General features: G+C 74.7%; 17 protein-coding genes. All 17 read right to left on the reverse strand.

Features of this window, described 5'->3' with window-relative positions:
- The coding region (locus ACFXHB_RS33175; RefSeq protein ID WP_380578633.1) for a glycoside hydrolase family 15 protein at positions 1–736 on the reverse strand (736 nt) is incomplete at its 3' end.
- 54 nt (positions 737–790) lie between these two features.
- A complete protein-coding gene (locus ACFXHB_RS33180; protein ID WP_380578635.1) occupies positions 791–3490 on the reverse strand; it encodes a helix-turn-helix domain-containing protein in 2700 nt (899 codons plus the stop codon).
- The gene (locus ACFXHB_RS33185; RefSeq protein WP_380578637.1) at positions 3487–4377 is read right to left on the reverse strand and encodes a Scr1 family TA system antitoxin-like transcriptional regulator; all 891 of its coding nucleotides are present in this window, start codon (positions 4375–4377) and stop codon (positions 3487–3489) included. The genes ACFXHB_RS33180 and ACFXHB_RS33185 overlap by 4 nt, the downstream gene beginning before the upstream one ends.
- Positions 4374–6209: a hypothetical protein gene (locus tag ACFXHB_RS33190; protein WP_380578639.1), complete on the reverse strand. Its 1836-nt coding sequence runs from the start codon at positions 6207–6209 to the stop codon at positions 4374–4376. Before ACFXHB_RS33190 ends, ACFXHB_RS33185 begins: the two co-directional genes overlap by 4 nt.
- The gene (locus ACFXHB_RS33195) at positions 6206–8167 is read right to left on the reverse strand and encodes a hypothetical protein (protein WP_380578641.1); all 1962 of its coding nucleotides are present in this window, start codon (positions 8165–8167) and stop codon (positions 6206–6208) included. The genes ACFXHB_RS33190 and ACFXHB_RS33195 overlap by 4 nt, the downstream gene beginning before the upstream one ends.
- Positions 8164–8697 carry a hypothetical protein gene (locus tag ACFXHB_RS33200; protein WP_380578643.1) on the reverse strand — a complete coding sequence of 178 codons (534 nt, stop codon included), beginning with the start codon at positions 8695–8697 and terminating at the stop codon, positions 8164–8166. The genes ACFXHB_RS33195 and ACFXHB_RS33200 overlap by 4 nt, the downstream gene beginning before the upstream one ends.
- Positions 8698–8761: 64 nt before the next feature.
- Positions 8762–9394: a hypothetical protein gene (locus ACFXHB_RS33205; RefSeq protein ID WP_380578645.1), complete on the reverse strand. Its 633-nt coding sequence runs from the start codon at positions 9392–9394 to the stop codon at positions 8762–8764.
- A gap of 125 nt (positions 9395–9519) precedes the next feature.
- On the reverse strand, positions 9520–10509 hold the full coding sequence (locus ACFXHB_RS33210; protein WP_380578647.1) for a Scr1 family TA system antitoxin-like transcriptional regulator: 990 nt from the start codon (positions 10507–10509) through the stop codon (positions 9520–9522).
- 187 nt (positions 10510–10696) lie between these two features.
- A complete protein-coding gene (locus tag ACFXHB_RS33215) occupies positions 10697–11410 on the reverse strand; it encodes a hypothetical protein (protein WP_380578649.1) in 714 nt (237 codons plus the stop codon).
- Entirely contained in the window at positions 11407–12327 is a 921-nt protein-coding gene (locus ACFXHB_RS33220; protein ID WP_380578651.1) for an SAM-dependent methyltransferase, read from the reverse strand. The genes ACFXHB_RS33215 and ACFXHB_RS33220 overlap by 4 nt, the downstream gene beginning before the upstream one ends.
- On the reverse strand, positions 12324–12920 hold the full coding sequence (locus tag ACFXHB_RS33225; protein WP_380578652.1) for a DUF5999 family protein: 597 nt from the start codon (positions 12918–12920) through the stop codon (positions 12324–12326). Before ACFXHB_RS33225 ends, ACFXHB_RS33220 begins: the two co-directional genes overlap by 4 nt.
- 454 nt (positions 12921–13374) lie before the next feature.
- Positions 13375–14595 carry a cytochrome P450 gene (locus tag ACFXHB_RS33230; RefSeq protein ID WP_380578654.1) on the reverse strand — a complete coding sequence of 407 codons (1221 nt, stop codon included), beginning with the start codon at positions 14593–14595 and terminating at the stop codon, positions 13375–13377.
- Positions 14596–14617: 22 nt separating this feature from the next.
- Entirely contained in the window at positions 14618–15841 is a 1224-nt protein-coding gene (locus ACFXHB_RS33235) for a cytochrome P450 (RefSeq protein WP_380578656.1), read from the reverse strand.
- Positions 15838–16437 carry an ATP/GTP-binding protein gene (locus ACFXHB_RS33240; RefSeq protein WP_380578658.1) on the reverse strand — a complete coding sequence of 200 codons (600 nt, stop codon included), beginning with the start codon at positions 16435–16437 and terminating at the stop codon, positions 15838–15840. The genes ACFXHB_RS33235 and ACFXHB_RS33240 overlap by 4 nt, the downstream gene beginning before the upstream one ends.
- Positions 16412–16756 (reverse strand): DUF742 domain-containing protein, encoded by a 345-nt coding sequence (locus ACFXHB_RS33245; RefSeq protein ID WP_380578660.1) that lies wholly within the window; start codon positions 16754–16756, stop codon positions 16412–16414. The genes ACFXHB_RS33240 and ACFXHB_RS33245 overlap by 26 nt, the downstream gene beginning before the upstream one ends.
- On the reverse strand, positions 16753–17184 hold the full coding sequence (locus tag ACFXHB_RS33250; RefSeq protein ID WP_380578662.1) for a roadblock/LC7 domain-containing protein: 432 nt from the start codon (positions 17182–17184) through the stop codon (positions 16753–16755). The genes ACFXHB_RS33245 and ACFXHB_RS33250 overlap by 4 nt, the downstream gene beginning before the upstream one ends.
- On the reverse strand, positions 17181–18323 hold the full coding sequence (locus ACFXHB_RS33255) for a hypothetical protein (RefSeq protein ID WP_380578664.1): 1143 nt from the start codon (positions 18321–18323) through the stop codon (positions 17181–17183). Before ACFXHB_RS33255 ends, ACFXHB_RS33250 begins: the two co-directional genes overlap by 4 nt.
- Positions 18324–18775: the final 452 nt, after the last annotated feature.

Below are 18775 nucleotides of genomic sequence, written 5' to 3' on the forward strand. Positions count from 1 at the left end.
CGTAGGTGAGGCCCTTGAGGGTGATCAGGGAGCGGATCACCGCCTCCCGGTAGGGGCCCTGGTAGGTGCACTGGTCGGCCCACTCGTGCCAGAAGCCCGCGGTGGCGTCGAGTTCGCGGTGGGCGTCGATGACGGGCGGGGAGCCGCGGTGGGATTCGCGGTAGGTGAGGACCAGGGCGACGCGCTGGCCGGCGGTGACGGTGAGGTCGGCGTTCAGGGTGCCCGTGTCGGGGGCGTGCCGGGGGCCGTCGAGCCACAGCGCGTCGGGTCCGGCGACCGCGACCGCGCGGTGGCGGCCGTCGCCGCGCTCCACCAGTGTGATGGCGGGCGTTGTGCGGCCGTAGCCGAATCGGGGGCGCAGTGTGGAGCGGACCCGGACGGTGCCGGTGAGACCTTCGACGATCCGGATGATCCGGGGCACGGGGTCGGCGCCGGCGCGTGGGGCGGTGGGCATGAAGTCGATCACCCGCACGGTCCCGCCCGGGGTGTCCCACTCCTGCTCCAGGATCAGCGAGTCGCCCCGGTAGCGGCGCCGGTCGGCCGGGGCGGGCGGGCTGTCGGCGCTCACGGGAGCGAGGTGCCAGGAGCCGTGGTCGTCGGTGCCGAGCAGGGCGGCGAACACGGCGGGTGAGTCGAATCTGGGCGCGCACAGCCAGTCGATCGCGCCGGTACGGCCGGTCAGGGCGGCGGTCTGCATGTTGCCGATCAGCGCGTAGTCCTCGATACGCGGAGCCATCAGGTGGTCCTTCCTGTGGGCGGGTGGGCCCGGTGGGTGGGGTGTGCGGGTCGGTCAGAGGGGTGTGGTGAGAGTTCCGGCGAGGGCCGCGCGCAGCAGCGCGTGACTGTCCTGGGGGTTCAGGGCGCGGGCCTGGGCGGCGTCCAGGAGGGTGCCGAGGTCGTGGTCGGCCGCCGTCCCGGCGCGGTAGAGGACGCCGAGCGCGTCGGCGCTCGCGTACAGGCGCCCGGTCCCGTACTGGGGGAAGTCGAACTGCGTGACGTCCACCGGCGACGGCTCGTCGGCGCCGGAGGGAAGGACGTGGAAGGCCTCGACGCGGGTCAGCGGCGCGAGGTCGAGCCTGCCGGCGGGAGTGACGGCGCGGCTGCGTAGCAGGTGTTCGGCCAGGAGCACGGTATGGGTGGTATGGATGTGTCGGTCGTCGAGGGCGGCCGCCGGGGGCAGGGCCTGGGTGGCCGCGATGCGCAGGTGGCCGGCGCTGGCCGCCACCGTTGCCAGCCGTTCCTGCCATGCCCCGCGGTCGCGCATGGCGCCGCCGGCGGCCGGGGAGGTGCTCTGGCGGCACAGGGTGAGCAGTTCCTGTCGGTGGCGCGGGTCGGCGTTGTAGTGGGTGAGGAGGCGGTCGGTGAGGGTTTCGGTGAGCCGGAGCTGGCCGTGCTCGATCTGGCTGAGGCTGCTGAGGGCCACGCCGGTGGCGGTGCTGACCTTGGCGAGGCTGAGGCCGTGGTCGATGCGCAGGCGCCGCAGTTGCAGGCCTACGACCCGGCCGAGGACCGCTGCCGGGCCGCTCGGACGCCCGACCGGGGACAGCGGCCTGGGTGCGGGTGTCGCGGGCGGAGCTTTGGGGCGTGCCGGGGTGGGCGGGCGGTGCTGCCTCGGCAGGTCGGCGGTCAGCAGGGTCGTTCCGATCTCTTGCCGTAGACCGCGTGGCAGGTCGCCCGGAAGGTTGACCCAGTCGAGTGCGCCTCCCGGGTGAAAGGGGTCCTTTCCTTCGCCGGCGCCCGCGTGTTCCGTCCGGAGGCGGTGACGCAGGTGGGAATCCAGTGCGGCGAGGGCCCGCACGACGGCGACCGCGTCGGCGGGGGCGGCCGGCGGGCGCCACCGCCGGCCGGCGCCCGGCTGGATCGGTGCCGTCATCAGGAGCAGCGGCGTCGACGACGGCGCGGCGAGGGCGCGTTCGAGGAATGCGAGGGTCCGCCACGGCTGTTGGTGGGCGGCGAGCAGCATGAGCGCGCCGGTCCCTGACGGAACGGACGTGGGTTCGGTCACGGCCACGGCGCCATGGGCACCGCGCCCCAGTCGCTCTAGCACTGCGCGCTGAGCCGCGCGGCTCTGGTCCGGGGTCAGGCTCGCGGTCACCCATGCGCGTCCCCTGGCGGGGGCCGGGTTCGGGTGTGTCTCCAGGTGGCGGGCGAGCCGGCGGGCCAGGCGTTCGTCAGGGCATGCCACGGCGATGAGGCGCGTGTCCGGGCGGGTGGCCGCTTCCAGCAGTTGGTCGACGGCGCAGGTGAGCGGTGTCCTGCCTGCTCCGGGCCTGTCGGCGGTGGTCAGAGTGATCTTCAGCCGGTAGGAGCGTCCGATGCCTGGTCCGAGGCGGTGCGCCTCGCCGAATCGGGTGCCCGGCTGCGCGGTCCACGTCCGGCCGGTGCCGTCGACGAAGCGTGTGGTGCAGCTCTGCAGTAGCCGGCGCGCGGCCGGGATCGCGTGGTCGGACAGTAGGTCTGCGCCGATGCCGTGGGCGGCGTCCAGGGCCAGGGCGTTCTCGACGACGAGCAGGTCCCAGGCGGGGAGGTGGTGGTCGCGGTAGGCGCCGGCGAGGACTTGTGCCCCGCCGAGGGTCGCGACCAGCAGCATGGCGCCGGGGATGTGTAGGTGGTGGGCCAGGTCGGTGCTGCGGGAGACGATCGGGCCGCCGGGCGGGCGCCGGTGGATGGCCGTGCGTTCGCCGGGTCCCCGGATTCCGAGGAGTCGGGTGGAGGGGGCGGCGACGGCGCGCCAGTGGGTGAGTGCTTGCGCGAGGTCGCCGTCTTGAAGGACCAGGACCGCGCGGCGGGCTCCGCGAAGGGCCGCTCGGGCGTGGCTGTCCAGAACCGTGCGGTCGCCGGTCATCAGTACCCGCTCCCCGGCCCTGCCCTGCCTGTTGTGATCTTCGTGGCCCGGGTCATGGGCAGGTGGGGTCGGTGCGGCTTGGACCTCGTGGCTGTGTTCCGTTTCGGGACGCGGTGCGGCGGCCAGGTGGTCGGCGCTGATGTGCCCGGTGATGACCAGGACCGCCACCGCGCCCTCCAGCGTGGTGTGCCATTTGCTCAGCAGTCCCGCGACGCTGGCCCGGGCCCTGGCTGGGTGGGTTCCGGTGAGTTGGGCCGCCTGTTCGACGGTGTGTCCGGCGGCGATCAGGCGCAGCAGGCCGAGCTGGAGGTCCGTGGCGTCGGCGCGCCGAGGGACGGCGGTGAGCATCGCCTGGTCCACCGTCGCGTCGAGCAGGCGCTTCGCGACAAGGGCGGGCCCGGAGGCCACGCCGGCGCGGACGCGGAGTTCGGTGACGGCCTGTTCGGCCTCCTCGGGTGTGACGTCGTGTTCGGCGGCGATCGCCGCGATCTCGAGTCCGGAGGCGAGGAGAGTGACCAGGGCGGCGTCGCCGTCGATCACCGGCGCCGCGGTGGTGACGTGTTCGGCGTCCTGCCTCGTTTCAGCGGCCCGTCCTCGCGGGGGGTGACTCGCGCCCGCAGCCGCCGACGTGCTCTCGTGCGTCATCGCCTTTCCCCCGCCCGGGCCGGTGTGGCGGACTTGCGTCGGGGGCGGGTGCGTGCGCGCATCGCCTGCGCCGCCGACCGCAGACGCTGCGGTGCGGTCGTGACGGAGCCGGCGCGGTGCTTGACGGAGTCGATCACGGTGATGGCGTCGGCCGCCGCCTGGCCGGTGCGGTAGACGACTCCATCCGGGGTGACTTCGACCACCATTGGCCCGACGTGGCGGGCCCTCATCTCGATGAGCGCGGGCCCGGGATGGGCCGCCTCGGAGTAGACGACCGCGACGGATACCATCCGGTTCCCCAGCAGGGCCAAGAGGTGGTCGAGCTGATCTGCCGTCGTCGCGGGCCCGCCCACGGGCCGCTCCAGCGCCGCCTCGTCCAGCAGAATCAGCGGCGCGGTCCAGCGGCCGGGCACCGTGGTGGCGAGGGTGGCGAACACCGACAGGTCCGACCGGGCGAACTGGTCGAACGCCGTTGGGAGGCAGGCCTCGTGGAACGGCGCGGTGCGCAGTCCGAGCGGGACCGCTCCCCCGCACGCGGAACGCCAGCTCGTGGCGCTGCCCAGCACGCCGGCCAGGCGCGCGGCCCAGCCCCGGGACCGGTCGGTGACGCTCTCGCTGGCGTCGGCGGACAGCCCGGTGAGCGCGTCGAGCTCACCGAGGGCACCCAGTGCGTTGAGGAGGGAACCGAGTTGGCCTGCGGTCGGCGTGGTGAGGCCGCTCTCGATGTCCTCAAGACGGCGGGGTGTCAGGCGCGTCATCCCGGCGAGATCCGGCCAACCGCTCCCCAGGGTCGTGCGCAGGGCGGTCAGCCGCAGGCGTGTGACGGCCTGCCCGGCGGACACGCAGCGTCCTGGTACCTGGGTGACGAACTCCTCTCGGATGGTCACGCCTGCTCCTCGGTGACGGCCAGGGTGTGCGCGGCGACGGCGATTCGCTCGTGGTGTCGCTCGCTCAGGTGTGGGTCGATCTCAAGCCACGCCCGCGCGGAGCCGATGGGGTGCGCGGTGGCGCGTTCGGCCAGGCCGGGGTCGAGGAGGGCGGCCGCCTGGGTGAGAACGGTCACCGGGTCGCTGGCCTCCGGTCCCTGGTAGTCGGGCGTGAGCGCGGCGATCACCAGGAGGGGAGGGCCTGTGTCGCGCCCGCGGGGATCCAGCGCCCAGTCGATGATCTCGGCCGCGGTCCGGGCGTCGGGCGGGTCGAGGAGGAGCAGGGCGTCGGCGCCGGTGGCACGTGCGGGCCCGCGGGTGATGAGGACGCGCAGGGTCTCGTTCCCGTCGGCGAAGTGGCCGAGCGTCACGTGCCTTTGGGAGGGCGTGGTGTGTGGGGTGAGGGTCTTGGTCCACAGGGAGCGAGGGCGTTTCCCGGCCGGGAGCGCGGCGGTGGCCCGGTCGAGGGCGGCGGTGAGTTGGCGGCTCTGAGGAGCGGAGGAGGAGGCCACCTGGATGCGGCGCAGTCCGTGGCGGCGGGCGATGTCGTGGAGCAGGAGCGCCAGGGGCACCATCGCACCGCGTCCAGTGGGCGCGGCCGGCGCGGGCGCGGTGACCAGCAGCCGGAATCCGCGTAGGCGGCCGTCGTGTTCGGCGTCGGCGGTGCTGCGGAGCACCGAGAGCGGTCCGGGCGGGGTCGGCGGGACGGTGGGCGCGGTGGCGGTCAGGGCGAGATGGGCTCCGGCGGGTAGGGAAGGTTCAGCGCCCGCGGGGTGGGGGTCGAGGGTGACGATCAGGTCCCAGCTGGCGACCGGGGCCAGGCGGTGCGTCGCGGCCACGGTGGGCAGGGCCTCGGGTGTGGTGACGACGGTAATGGGCTGGCGGGTGCCGGCGAGGTCGAGCAGGTGGCGGGCGGATGTCGCCACCGGCCGGTTCTCGGACAGCGCCGTATGGTGCGCCAGCTGGCCGGGGGCGAGAACGCCGACCGCGTGACCGACGTGGGCGCGGGCCGCCCGCCACACCTCCAGCGCGGTGTCCCAGGCGGGCCCGTGCGGGGCGACCACCAGGACGCGGGTGTGGAGGCCGAGGTGGACGAGCGTGGCGGCCATCGACACCTGGGCCTGTTCGGCGCGCGGGATCTGTCCGGCCGCCCGGTGCGGGGCCGTGGCCATCGTCGCGGCCAGGGCTTGCGCGGCCGGGCGCAGCCAGTCGTCGACGGCGGGTGCGGGTAGGGCCAGGTGGGTGTCGGGGCGTACGTCGAAGGGGCGCACCAGGCCGGTGGAGGCGGCGCCGAGGACGGCGAGGTGGGTGGCGTCGGTGTGCAGCGCGGCGAGCAGGCGGGCGACGCGGCGGCGTGCGGTGTCCGGTGTCACGCCGAGTTCGGCCGCGAGGTCGGGCGTGGTGAGGCGGGCGGTCAGGCGCAGGAGGACCTGGTCGGTCCAGGTCAGGTCGCTCAGGCCGGTCAGTGTGCCGGTGGGGGCGACGGGGCCGATGAGGCCGGCCAGGTAGTAGGTCGCGCAGACGTGGGCGCGTGTGGCGCAGTGGGAGCGCTGGGCCAGTCCGCTGGCCGCCCGTTGCACGGTGTCGGTGGGCAGGTGGTGGGTGCGGGCGATGTCCGCCTCGGAGCCGCGGCGGCACAAGAGCCGGGCCCAGGCGAGCGAGTCCTCGTCGGTCGCCAGGGTGCGCGCCAGCGCGGTCACGGTCTCGGTGACGAGGCGGTACCGGGCCGGGGCGATTGGCGAGGTAAGGGTGGCGGCGAGCGCCGCGGTCGAGAAGGTCGTGGTGGTGGTCATGCGGTGCGGCTTCCAGTGGGTCGGGCGGCGGGTACGGGCGAACGGCCGGGGGCAGGGAGCGCGGACAGGAAGGCGGTGGCGGCGGGTGCGCGGTGGCGGGCGAGCCAGGTACCCAGGCTCAGGCCGCTGGGTGAGACGGTGGCGGGCCGGGCCCGGTGGTGGAGAGCCACGTCCCGGTCGCGGGTGCGTACCATCTCCTCCTCCCACGTCGTGGGCGCCCACGCGCACACCGCGCGGGCCCGCCGCCGGGTTTCGGCCGTCAGGCCGGGCAGGGCGAACTCCAGTGCCTCCCAGCCGTCGTCGGGCCGGCTGTCGCGGGCGGCGCGCAGGGCGGCGCGCAGTCCCGGGTCCAGGGCCGCGGCGGCGCCGGCCAGGGCCGCCAGTTCCGTCCACACGCGGTCCTGGCTGTCGACGGCGGCCACAGCGAGCAGGGGCCCCACTCCCGGACCGGAGGGGGTCAGCGCGGCTTCGAGGCTGGCGGCGGTGTGCGCGGCGGGATGCTGGTCGGTGGCCTGGACGAGAAGGTCCGGGTCCAGGGCCGGTGGCAGCGGCCCGCACGTCAGGAGCACGCGCAGGCGTTCGCTTCCGCCGGTGAACCGCGCCATCGCCTCCTCCTGCCCGCCGCGCAGGGGCAGGACCACGGCCAGCACGTCGTCGCCGTCCCCGGCGGCGGTGATCTCGCGCTCCAGGCGGCGTGCCTCGGTGGTGGTGGAGCACAGGACGGCGGCGCACGTGCGGTCGTGGGCGGCGGCCAGGTCCAGGACGAGCCGGGCCAGGCGGCCGCGGGCGCCGGTGGCGGCGGGCAACGGGGCGGCCGCGATCCGCAGCTCGCGCATCCGCCCGGCCCCGGCGACCTGGCGGGGCGTCAGAGCGGCCGTGATCGGGCCGGTGGCGTAGAGGTCGGCTCCCTCGATACGGGTGCGGTCGGTCGAGACGAGCCGGGGCGTGGACGTCAGCCACACCGTCGCCTGGGCCGGCGGACTGCACTCGTACCGGCCCGCCTTCGCGGCGATGTCCGGCAGGTGCGCGTCGAGCGCCACCAGCAGGTCGTACGGGCGCTGGTGACGCGCTGTGTCCCAGGCCGCGCGGGCGACTGCGAGGCCGCCTGGGGACACGATGACGGTGGCGGGCAGCGTCGACCCGACCAGGCGCTTCAGGTGGGCCGGGTGGGTGGCGACCGGGACGCCCGGCGGGGTCCGGACGGCGGGGTGGTCGGCCTCGTCGCGGGTCAGGACCGCCGCTACCTCGCCGTGGCCGCCGCGGCCGGCGGCGAGCGCCTCGACGCTCTGGCACCAGTGGACGCCGGGCCGCGCGACGACGAGGATCCGGCCGTCGGGGCCGGCCTCGCTTCGGGCGAGGAGGGCCGCGAGCGCCGGCTGCTCGCGGCGCGGTGCCACGGCCATGGCCCGCCCGGACATCAACGCCAGCCGCACAGGCGGCAGCAGGGCGAGGAGAAGCTCGTCCCCGTCCGCCGGCGGACCGGACGCGGCGTCCGCCGGGAGTCCCAGGTCGGAGGTCCGTACGAGTTCGGTCAGGCAGGCCAGGCCCACCGCCTGGTGGACCTCGGTGCAGCCCATCCGCGCCACGGCCGCGGCCTGGTAGCGGGCCGCCGTCAGCCGGGTGACGCCGACCTCGTCGGCGATCGTGGTCTCGCTCAGGCCGCGCGCGAGCATCCGCAGGATGAGCCGGTCCATCGCGTCCGAGCCGGGGTCCGTCGCGGCCGCCCCGAAGTCCCGCCGTGCGAGGTGCCCGGCGAGCGCGTAGCGCGCCACCAGCGCCGTCCGGTCACGGGCCCCGGCGGCGGCGGTCAGCTCGGTCAGGGCGCGCCCGGCCTCACCGACGGAGCAGCCGACCGCGTGGGCGACCTCCTCCAGCGGTAGGGGCCCGGCGAACCGGCGGACCCACGCCCGCGAGGCGCCGTCGGCCGGCAGCGGCGGTGGCGCCGGTGCCGGGCTCACCGCGCTCCCCCGGTGGCCGGGAGCGGCACGTCGCCCGTCCGGCAGGGGGTTTCGCGCGCGGTGCAGAGCGGGCTGTCCTCGTCGGCGGCGTGGAAGGAGCCGTCCGGGGCGGAGGGCACGGCGGCCTCCGCGATGGTGTCCAGCCACACGCGCGGTACGGGCCCGGTGAGCGCCGTCCGTGTCGCCAGGACGAGGACCGCGTCCTTGAGGTGGACGACGCGGGCACGGGCGTCACCCGCGGCGTACTGCGACGCCGCGTGGTGGTGGCCGTCGACGCGCAGGAAGACGACCGGGCCCTCGGCCGCCCCGGGACCGAGGACGGTACGGGCGACCGTGTGCGCCGCTGTCCGCGCGGGCAGCAGCCACAGGTCGATTCCGCCGTCATAGCCGACACGGACGGCCGTGGTGCCGTCCTCGCCGATCCGGCGCGTCAGGTGGTGCGGGCCGCGTGCTCCGTACAGCAGTGGCACCCTCAACGGCGGGGCCAGGAAAAGCTCCGGGACAGGGCCACGGGGGTGGGAGGAGGGCATGGGTGGTTCCTCGACAGGGGCGAAGTGGGCGACGGGCGGAAAGCACGGGCGACGAGCGTCGGGGTCAGACGGCCCCGGCGGTGCTGAGGTGGCCGGGAACCGGCGGGCCCTGCGCGCCCAGGAGCCGGACAGCGCTCCCGCCGGCCGGGATGCCGTGGACGGTGACGCACCACCCTCCCGACCGCGCCGTCCAGGAACGCACCGGTTCTCGGGCGACCGTCCGGTAGCCCGTCGCGCGCACGCGGGCACCGTCGACGACGAGCACACCGGCCTCGAACAGCCCGCACGCATCGATCGCCGTCAGGGTGTCCGCCGCGTTCTGGGGATCAGGGTCCGGGAAGGACAACGGAAGGTGTACCGAGACGGCCACGCCGTGCGGGTAGCTGGTGCGACTGCCGGTGAATCGCAGGACGGCGTCGATCAGGTCGCTCTCGGCACTGATGCGCAGCGGATCCTGGCGGGTGTCCAGCAGTGCCACCGGAACACCGGTGACCCGCTGTACGGCCATGACCCGCTCTGCGACCGGTAGGGCGGACGCGGCCTGGCCGAATGCGGGGTCCAGCACACGCGCGTGGCCGTCCGGACACCTAGGTTCGTGCCAGTCGGCCAGGTCCCGTCCGGTCAGCTCCCGCCGGATCTCGTGATCGTCTCGCGGGGTGAGCGGTACCGGCTCCAGGCCGGCGGTGCTGCGGCGCACGAGCTGTTGTCCTTCCATGGGTGGTTTCGGGGCCGGGAGAGGGTCACCGACCGGGTCGTGGTCGCTGTGGCCCTTGGTCGCGTGTCGGCCCGCCGGGTCGTTCAGCGGTCCCGGCTGTTGGCCGGCTACCAGCCCCGGCGGGGCAGGCGCAGGGTGCCGGCCGCGGCCTTGTCCAGCAGATCGCCGCTCACATCCGGGTCGAGGGATCTCTCCAACGCGAAGCGCAGGCCGGGGTGTGGACCGTCGCGGTAGGAGACGCCCGCGTCGCCGAGTGACGCGGTCACGGTCCTTCCGCCGCCGAGGTCGAGTTCGGCCTTCTCGCCGCGCAGCATCGCTCCGCTGTTGAACGGCACCACCCGCACCAGCAGCCGGGTGTGGCGGGTCAGGTCGGCGAGGTGGCCCATCTGGGCGGCGTGCGCACGCGCGCTGCCGCCACGGCGGTGGAGGACTCCCTCGTCGAGGAGCAGGATCGTCTCCGGGCCGTCCTCGCGCCGGATGCGCTTGTCGAACGTGTCGGCCCGCGCCTCGGCGACCGCCCGCTGCCACCGGGCGGCCGTGCCCGGTTGCGCGAGCAGATCGGCCCGGTACGCCACGCACACCTCACAGCCCGCCGCAGGCACCATCGCGAGCACCGGGGAGGTCCCCTCTCGTGGCACGGGATCCGCACAGTCTCCCTCCATCCACATCGCGGCCCACGTCTGTGCGGTGCGCAGCGGGCCCGGCAGGTTGGCGAAGGCGGTCAGCAGCACGCGGGCGGCGCCCTGCTCCAGGACCTGGTAGCGGTGCGGCCAGGCGAGCGCGTCGTCGGTCAGGACCGGGCCGAGGCCTTCGCGCAGGCAGGCCGCGACGACCCGGTGGTAGTCGGCGAGCGCGATCCGGCCGGCGCCGCAGGCCCGCAGTACGGACCCGAGACGACCCAGTCGGGCGGATCCAGGCACCGGGGTGCGGCCGGCTTCCACGTCGCTGACACCGTCGGCGTCCAGGCGGTGCGGGCCGGGAACGCGGGCGGCGACGTCGGCGGGCGTCAGGTTCTGGCACTCGCGCAGATGGCGCAGATGGGCGCCGAGCAGGAGAGCACCCAGGCGACGGCGGGTGTCCTGCGAGATGTCCGTCATGTGTCCTCTCCATCAAGGTGCGGCGGGGCGGTCCGGGGCCCGGCGTTAGGTGTCTGGTCGCTGGCGCGTCGCCGCGCGAGCGCCCTGGACGGGCGGTCGGCGCGGGCCGCGTGCCGGGCGGCGCGCGGGCTCTTCGTGTGTCCGTTCGCCGACACGGGTCGGGCGCCGGTCGCGGTGCGTGCGGAGATCAACGGCCCTTCCCCCGGCGGGCGAGGTCGGCCTTCAGCAGCCGCTCACTGACGGTGCTGCAGCCGGCCAGGGTCCGCAGCAGGTGTGTCGCTGCCACGCGGTGCAGGTCCGGGGATTCCATGGCGAACTGGCCACGGACGGGGTGGTCGGGCCGGTCGCCGCACAGGTCGAACGCCAGACCCGCCACGCCGAACGGCCGCGTTTCGAAGGACCGTACGAGCCTGGCGCCGCGCAGGGCCGGACAGCGGCGCGGGGAGGAGAGGGCGTGCGGGGCGCAGATCGGCGGGTGTTCGGTCACTGCGCCCTCCGGCCAGCCGGGCTGAAGGGTGCGCGGCTGTCCGCCCGGCGTCGTGGGGCGCGGCAGGAGCCACAGCGTTCCCTCGTCGGTCCGGTCGGCCGGCCGCTCGCACACCCGGCACAGCAGGCTGTCCATCTGGCGTGCCTGCCGACCGAAGTGCACGGCCTCCCATAGGGGTTCGCCCAGGCCCTGTCGGCCGGTGCAGCGCAGGACGAGGACACCGTGTACGCGGTCGGCCGGTGTCTCCCGGTCGTAGGCGATCCGGGCGCCGTCCGGGCCATGGTCGACAACCAGGCTGTGGTCGACGAGTTCGCCGCTCCAGCGTGTGATGGCCGGAACCGCCTGGTCCAAGCCTCGGCGTGCCGCCGTGGGAGCGGCCGCGGTGGTGCTCGTCGCGGTGGCGGTGCCGCTCATGCCGCCCACCGCCCGGGGGCGACGGTCAGCGTCGTGAAGCCCGCGATCTGGCCGGTGGGTGCCCAGGGCAGGGGCTGCCATCCGGCGGCCAGGGCCGCGACCTGGCCGGCGTCGCGGGGATGCCAGGCGAGCGCGGACTGGGCGTGGGCGTCGGCCACCGTCGCGCCGGTGCCGCGGTCGCCGGGGGCACGGTGGGTGAGCAGCAGCACGCTGCCGGCCGGCAGGGTCGCGCGCAGGGCCTCCAGCAGTCGGTGGGCCTGGTCGTCCGTCAGCTCGTGGAGTACGTCGGACAGCACCGCGGCCACCGGGCGTTTCCGCCGCGGGCCCGCTTCGTCGCGGAGCGCTGCCAGGAGCGGGGCGGGGGCGGTCAGGTCCGCGTGCACGTGCCGGACGGTGGTGGGCGCGTTCGGGCGTAGCAGGGCCCGGACGTGGGCCATGGCCATCGGGTCCCGGTCCACGTAGACGACGTTCGCGGCCGGACACGCGGTGAGGACGGCGGTGTGCAGAGGTGCGAGGGCGGTGCCGGCCGGCCCGGTGGTCAGGCCGCAGCCGAGGTCGGTGAACTGGTCGATCCCGTGGGCGGCGGCCGCGGCCGCCATGGCGAGCACGGCCAGCCGCGCGGCCGCGCCGTTCTGTGCCCAGTCGGGGGCGGCGTCGCAGAGCCGGCCCGCCGCTGCCCGGTCGGCGGTCCAGTGGTCCTTGCCGCCGAGGAGGGCGCTGGAGACCCGGGCCGACGCGGCGCCGTCGGGGCTGATCAGCTTCCGCGTCGTCGGGCCGAGCGTCTGCCGTTCCCACGGCGCGGCGATACCGCGCGTGGCGGTCTCCGGTTCGCGCACCCGCACGACGCCGGCCGTTCGTGGCGCCGGTGCGCGGCCGGCCGGGCGCTGTACGGCGGTGGGGCCGCTTCTGGCGTTCACGCGGCACGCTCCGAGCTGCCAGGGGCGGCGGGTTCGATGATCCGGCCGTCGGGCAGCAGTGCTTTTGTGTCGTCGAAGGCCAGTGTGCCGTTGCACAGCAGGCTCCAGCCCTGTGCGGCGTGGGAGGTTACGGCGATGGCCGCCGGGGCGTCCGTCGCGCAGTGGTCGGGGCAGGCGGGCTTGTGTCGGCAGGGCACGACCTCCCCCGGGGCCGACATGGCGGGGGCGGTGAGCCGGACCTGGGGCAGGCCGCTCTCGCTGGAGGGCGTGCGGGTGATGACCGCCCACGGGCCCGCCTCGCAGGCGCGCACCGTCCACGCGCCGAGGACCCGGTCCTGCGACGGGACGGGTTTCCCGTCGATGTGAACGAGGCTCGCCAGTCGCGTCCCCCGCGGCAGGGTGCGCTCCGCGAGGACGGCCGGTTCGGGGTGGCCGGGGCCGTGGACGGCGACCCAGCTTCCGTCCGGGTAGGTGGTCGTGCACACGAACCCGCCGTGGGCGAGGACCTCGGTGGTGGTCTGCGCGCTGCCGGTGTGCCCGATGAGGACGGCGACGACCGGGGCGGTGGGGTTCGGGTCGGTGAGGTGCGGCATCGGGCCTCCGGGAGAGGTGGTGAGGGGCAGGGGCGAGGCTCCGGCGCCCGTGGGGGCGGGGCGCCGGGTGGCGGGGCGGGGAGAACCGGCCCGACGGCTCCGCGACCGCCGGGCTCGTTCACGTGTGATGGTGCGGCCCTGACCCGGGCGGCCGCCATGGGCCCCGGGCAGCCCGCCCGGGGAAGGGGAGCGCCACCTCGGCGCCTCGGTACGGATGTACGGTCGCGCCCAGTCGGCGGCCGCAGCGCCGGCTGCCGACGCCGCGACGAACACGACGAGCAGAGCGGCCTGCCATCCCGGTACACCGGTCACGTGCCGCAGTCGCGGAACGAACACCACCACCACCGCGACGGTCGTCGCGGCGAGCGCGCAGCCCGCCGCCGCGAGCAGCGGACGGTGTTGTGGCGGCTGGGACGGGTCAGAGGGCACGGCAGGTCTCCGGACGGTGGTGTGTCTACGTGGCGGGCGCGAGGTGGACGGGCAGCGCCTGGTGGCCGTTGGAGATCAGGGACTCCAGCGGCTCCGGCCGGGTGCCGGGGGCGAGGGCGGCGTCGGGGAAGCGGTCGAAGAACTGGCTCAGGACGCTCTCGGCCTCCATCCGAGCCAGCGGCGCTCCCAGGCAGAAGTGGACGCCGTGCCCGAACGCCAGGTGTTCCTTGTTGGCCCGCCGGGCGTCGAAGGCGTCCGCGTCCTCGCGGTGCAGGCTCGGGTGGCGGCCGGCGGCCGCGTAGGAGGCGAGGATCGCCTGGCCCGTGGGGATCGTCGTGCCGTCCGGCAGTTCGATGTCCTCGACGGCGTAGCGCAGTGGCAGGTGGGCGATCGGAGCGCTGTGGCGCAGGCTCTCCTCGACGACGTCGCCCCAGGTGGTACGGCCGGCCCAGACGTGTGCGAGCTGGTCGGGGTCGGTGAGCAGGGCGGTGAGGGCGTTGTCGATGAGGTTGACGGTGGTCTCGTAGCCGGCGGATATGACGAGCAGGAGGGTGTCGCGCAGTTCCTGCTCGGTCAGGGAGCCGCCGTCGCCTTCGGTGTCGCGGGCGTCGATGAGCAGCGAGGTCAGGTCGTCGCCGGGCGTGGTGCGCTTGGAGGCGATGAGCTCATCGAGGATCGCGTACAGCGCGCCGGTGTTGGCGTGGGCCTGTTCGGTGGTGAGGGTGGTGTCGAAGACTCCGTCGACGATCTGGCGGAAGTCGATGCCGTCGGTGAGTTCGGCGGACAGTCCCAGGAGGTGGCTGATCACCTGGATGGGCAGCGGGTAGGCGAGGCGCTCGCGCAGGTCGGCCGGTTCGCCCGCGGGTGTGGTGGTGAGGTCGTCGAGGAGGGCGCCGGTCAGCTCGTCGACTCGGGGCTGGAGGGCGTGGACGCGGCGGGCGGTGAAGGCGCCGCTGACCAGGCGGCGCAGGCGCCGGTGGTCGGTGCTGTGGGCGGTGAACATGTTCTCCACCGCGATCCAGAGGCTGAGCGGCCAGGTGGCGGCCGTCTCCTCGAACCGCGGCCAGTGGCGGCGGGCGTCCTTGGAGACGCGGGGGTCGGTGAGCAGGGATGTGAGGACGGCCGGGTCGGAGACGGCCCAGGCCTGGACGCCGAGGATGTCGACGGGGGTGGCGGTGGCGGTGTTGAGGCGGGCGGTCTCGGCGTCGCGGTCGCGGCCGGTGGGGTCGAGGACGAGGGGCTTCACGGTGGGTCCTTCGGTGGTCGGGTCAGCGGACCGGTACGGAGGCGGGGAACTGGACGGGCAGGGATGCCAGGGCGCGATGGAAGGGGCCGGGCCGCCAGCGGAGCTGGTCGGTAGGGACGGCGAGGCGCATCTCGGGCAGGGCGTCGATGAGGAGTTCGACGGCGCTCTGGGCGATCACGTAGGCCGGGGTCCGGGCGGGGCAGGCGTGGGGTCCGGCGCTGAACGCGAGGTGGGAGCGGTTTCCGGCCCGCTGTCCCCCGGCCACGGCGGGATCGTCGTTGCACGCGGCCAGGCCGATGATCACCGGCTGGTGGGCCGGCAGGAGCACCCCGTCGATCACGACCGGCAGCGGTGGGTAGGAGAGGCAGTACTGGGCGAGGGGCGGGTTGCGGTGCAGGACCTCCTCGAGCGCGTCGCGGACTGTGAGGCTGCCGCCGATCACGCTTCCCGCGAACCGCTCGTCGGTCAGGATCAGGCGCAGGGCGTTGGCGATGAGGTGGGTCTGCGGCTCGATGCCGGCGCCGTAGAGGGTGACGAGCTGGTGGACCAGCTCGTCGTCGGTCAGGCGGGTGTGGTGGGCGATCAGACGGGAGGTGATGTCGTCGCCCGGTTCGGCGCGTTTAAGGGTGACCAGCGCGGCGAGGGCCTGGGAGATCATCATCTCGCCGCGCTTGGCGTCCTGCTCGCTGTCGAACACCTTGGCCATGCCGTCCGCGACCTGGGCGCTGATCCGCGGCGGGCATCCCAGCAGGGAGTTGAGGACCTGGAAGGCGAGCGGCAGGGCGTACTGGCCGACCAGGTCGGCCGAGCCATGCCCGGCCAGGCCGGTGATCAGGGCGCCGGCCGACCGCTGGACCGTGGAGCGCAGCTGGTGGAGGTCGACGGCGTCCAGGGCCGCGAAGTTCGCGGAGCGGTAGCGCTCATGGGCCGGGCCGGAGTTGCGCAGCGCGTTGGGCCGCCAGCCGGTCATCGGCAGGATCGGGCAGTCGGCGGGCACGGTGGTCTGCCAGGTTCGCGGGTCAGCCGGGAAGCGGACCGGGTCGTGGAGGATCCGCAGGGCGGTGTGGTAGCCGATCACCAGCGTCGCTGGGACGCCGGGGTGCAACTCGACCGGGACCAGCGCACCGAACCGCTGGCGCATCCACGCGAAGGCGGCGTGGGGGGCCGCGGCGAACTCCTCCGTGTAGAGGGGCACGGGTGCCTGGTCGGCCGGGGATCCGGTCGGCGGGTACGGGGCGGTGGTCACTGAAGGGCTCCCGGCTGCTGGGACAGGTGGGTGACGAGCGTGATCAGGGCGTGGACGCAGGAGGCCGTGTCGCGGGCGTCGCAGATCACCAGCGGGGTCGCGGGCGCGAGGTCCAGGGCCTCCCGGACCTCTTCGAGGCGGTGGCGCGGGGCGCCGTCGAACTGGTTCACGGCGACGGCGTAGGGCAGGCCGCGCTCCTCGATGGCGGACAGGATCTTGTCCGAGGCGTCCAGGCGGCGGGTGTCGACCAGGACCAGCGCGCCGAGCGCGCCGCGGGCGAGGTCGTCCCACACTCGCGCGAACCGCTGCTGGCCCGGGGTGCCGAACAGGTACAGGGCGACGCTCTCGAACGTGCGGCGGCCGAAGTCCAGTGCCACGGTGGTGGAGTGCTTGCCGGGCAGCCCGGCCAGGTCGTCGACGCCGACGCTGGCCTCGGTGATCGGCTCCTCGGTGCGCAGCGGGGGGATCTCGGAGACGGCGCCCACCAGGGTGGTCTTCCCGGCCCCGAAGTGGCCCGCGACGAGGATCTTGACGGACTGGACGACACCGCCGGGCACGAAGGAGACGCCCTCAGGCGACGAGCTTGCGCAGTCCATTGAGCACCTCCTTAAGGACGTCGGTGGGGGGACCGTGATGGGCCGTGGGCGTCGCGAGGCAGCCGAGGTCCATGAGGTCGGCCACGAGGATCTTGACGAGTGAGGGCGGCAGTTGGAGGTGGGCGGAGACCTCGGCGACGGACAGTGCGCCCCGGGTCCCGAACAGCGCCATGATCCGGCGATGTTCGGGACCCAGGTCCGGCTGGGTTCCGGTGGCCGCGACCACGAGGGAGGTGAGATCGAGCCGGCGTGAGGCGCTCGCCCGTCCTCCCGCCATCACGTACGCGCGCACCAGGCCCGCGTCGCTCGGCCCGTTCACGGCCTAACGCCGCCCTCGGGACCGGCCGTGCGCAGCCCCGTGGACAGCTGCGCGCTCAGCCGGGCCGACAGGTCCGTCATGCGGTGCGCGACCAGGGCGGCGTCGACGAGCGCGTCGGTGGCCACCGCGAGGAGGGTGTTCTCCCCGGCCGCGGCGATGAAGATCATCCCCTGGTCGAACTCCTGGACGCACTGGCGCAGCGCGTTGGTGTCGTCGCCGCAGAACGGGGCCAGGGCGCGCGCGGTGGACAGGATGCCGCAGACGGAGGCCGCCAGCCGGTCCGCGTCGTCCCTCGAGATGGCGCCGGCGCAGGCCTTCAGCAGTCCGTCGTCGGAGGCGACGACGGCGTGCCGCACCCCGGCCAGGGCGACGACGTTTTGCAGCATCCAGTCGGTGGAGGGGGCGGGGTTCGGGTGGGTGCTGGTCATCGTGCGGTTCCTTCCAGGGATTCGGGCGATCCGGCGCGGCTGCGCCTGGTGGCGGCCCAGGCGGCGATGGGAGCGGCGGTCGGCGGCGTCGAGCTCAGGGCGCCGGCCGTCGGCTTCGGGGGAAGCGGGGACGGCTCGCGCCGGGTCCGCCGGGGCAGGCCGCCGTCCGTGGCCGCGGGGACCGGTATCCGCGGTACGCCCTGGGCCTCGGGGACGGGCGCAACGGTCGCGGGCGCGGCCAGAAGGTGGTGGGGCAGGAAGACGATCGCCCGGGTTCCTCCGTGGATGTTCGGGGCGTCCACGAAGGCGTTGAAGCCATACCGGGCGGCGAGCGCGGCGACGGCGGGCAGGCCGATGGCGGGGGCCGGTCCGAGCCGGTTCACGTCCACCACCCGGTGGCCGGCCAGGAGCGAGTTGGCCTGGGCCAGCTGCTCGGGACTCATCCGCATACCGGCGTCGTCGATGACCACGCTCACGCCGTGGTGGCCTGTCAGGAAGCCGACCTCCACGACGGCGTTGGGGGGCGAGTAGCGCAGCGCGTTGTCCAGCAGGGTGGCGATCGCGTGGACGACGGGCTCCACCGCGCGGCCGGTCAGCTGGTAGGAGAGTTCCTGGTACCGGACGCGCTCGAAGTCGCGGACCCGGCCGATGGCGCCGCGCACCACGTCGGTCAGCGGCTGCGGCGGCCACCGGCGGCCCGGCACACCGCCGTAGACCACGAGGAAGCTCTGTCCCTGGCGCAGCAACTGCTGAACGGCGTGGTCCAGACCGCTCAGTGTCGCGTACACCTCGTCGCCGGCATGGCGGCGCATCGCCTCGCCGATCAGCTGACTCACCTCGGTACCGAGACTCACCACGCTCGCGGCCACCGACGTGACCGCCGCGGCCGTGGTATTCCTGGCGTGCGCGTCGGCCGCCCGACGGCTCTCGTCCTCGGCGCGGAGCAGCGCCTTGGCGAACTCCCCGAGCAGCAGGACGAGGTGCTCGTGGAAAGCCGTGCCCTCCAGCCCGGGTCCCACCGGCATCGTTAGGAGGGAGGAGGGGGCCCAGTCCGACGCCAGCGACGACGGCGCCCACGTCGCGGCCAGCTCCTCGACGGCCCGCTCGAATTCGGCGATGGTCCGGTCCCGGTCAGCCACACGGCGCCTCAGACGGCGCACCCGCACGGCAGCCAGGCAGAACCCGGCCGTCGAAGCACCCCCCAGGGCGACAGGCACCAGGAGACCCGTCATGACCGGTGCCCGATGCCCGGCGCGACGACGGAAGCCACGAAGGCGCGCCGTGTGAGCAAGATGGTCGGTGACATGTGTCGGGTCCTTCCGGGGCAGTGGGCCTGGGAACCGGGCGGTCGCAGGAACGGGGCCGCGCTGCGGTAGGCGGCGGGCGTTGGTCGGATGTGCGGTGGTCGCGGGCCTGCGAGACTCTGCGGCTGCGAAAGCCGCCCGGCCGCTTCGGTGCGCCTGGTCGAACCTCCGGTTCCGCCAAGGCGCTCTCGTGGATGGACGAGGGCACGAGCGTCATTCCTCGGCGCTCGGACCCACCCTCGAGGCACGCCCTGGTGCCGGCGAGTGACAGGCGCTACCCGATGGCT

This window comes from Kitasatospora sp. NPDC059327 (genome assembly GCF_042752535.1).
Taxonomy (GTDB): Bacteria; Actinomycetota; Actinomycetes; order Streptomycetales; family Streptomycetaceae; genus Kitasatospora.

Excerpts from the sequence above, each read along its gene's own strand:
- ACFXHB_RS33215 (WP_380578649.1), bottom strand. The coding sequence starts at position 11,410 with ATGAGCGGCACCGCCACCGCGACGAGCACCACCGCGGCCGCTCCCACG.
- ACFXHB_RS33190 (WP_380578639.1), bottom strand. The coding sequence starts at position 6,209 with ATGACCACCACCACGACCTTCTCGACCGCGGCGCTCGCCGCCACCCTT.
- ACFXHB_RS33250 (WP_380578662.1), bottom strand. The coding sequence starts at position 17,184 with ATGACCAGCACCCACCCGAACCCCGCCCCCTCCACCGACTGGATGCTG.
- ACFXHB_RS33210 (WP_380578647.1), bottom strand. The coding sequence starts at position 10,509 with ATGACGGACATCTCGCAGGACACCCGCCGTCGCCTGGGTGCTCTCCTG.
- ACFXHB_RS33180 (WP_380578635.1), bottom strand. The coding sequence starts at position 3,490 with ATGACGCACGAGAGCACGTCGGCGGCTGCGGGCGCGAGTCACCCCCCG.
- ACFXHB_RS33200 (WP_380578643.1), bottom strand. The coding sequence starts at position 8,697 with ATGCCCTCCTCCCACCCCCGTGGCCCTGTCCCGGAGCTTTTCCTGGCC.
- ACFXHB_RS33240 (WP_380578658.1), bottom strand. The coding sequence starts at position 16,437 with ATGGACTGCGCAAGCTCGTCGCCTGAGGGCGTCTCCTTCGTGCCCGGC.
- ACFXHB_RS33225 (WP_380578652.1), bottom strand. The coding sequence starts at position 12,920 with ATGCCGCACCTCACCGACCCGAACCCCACCGCCCCGGTCGTCGCCGTC.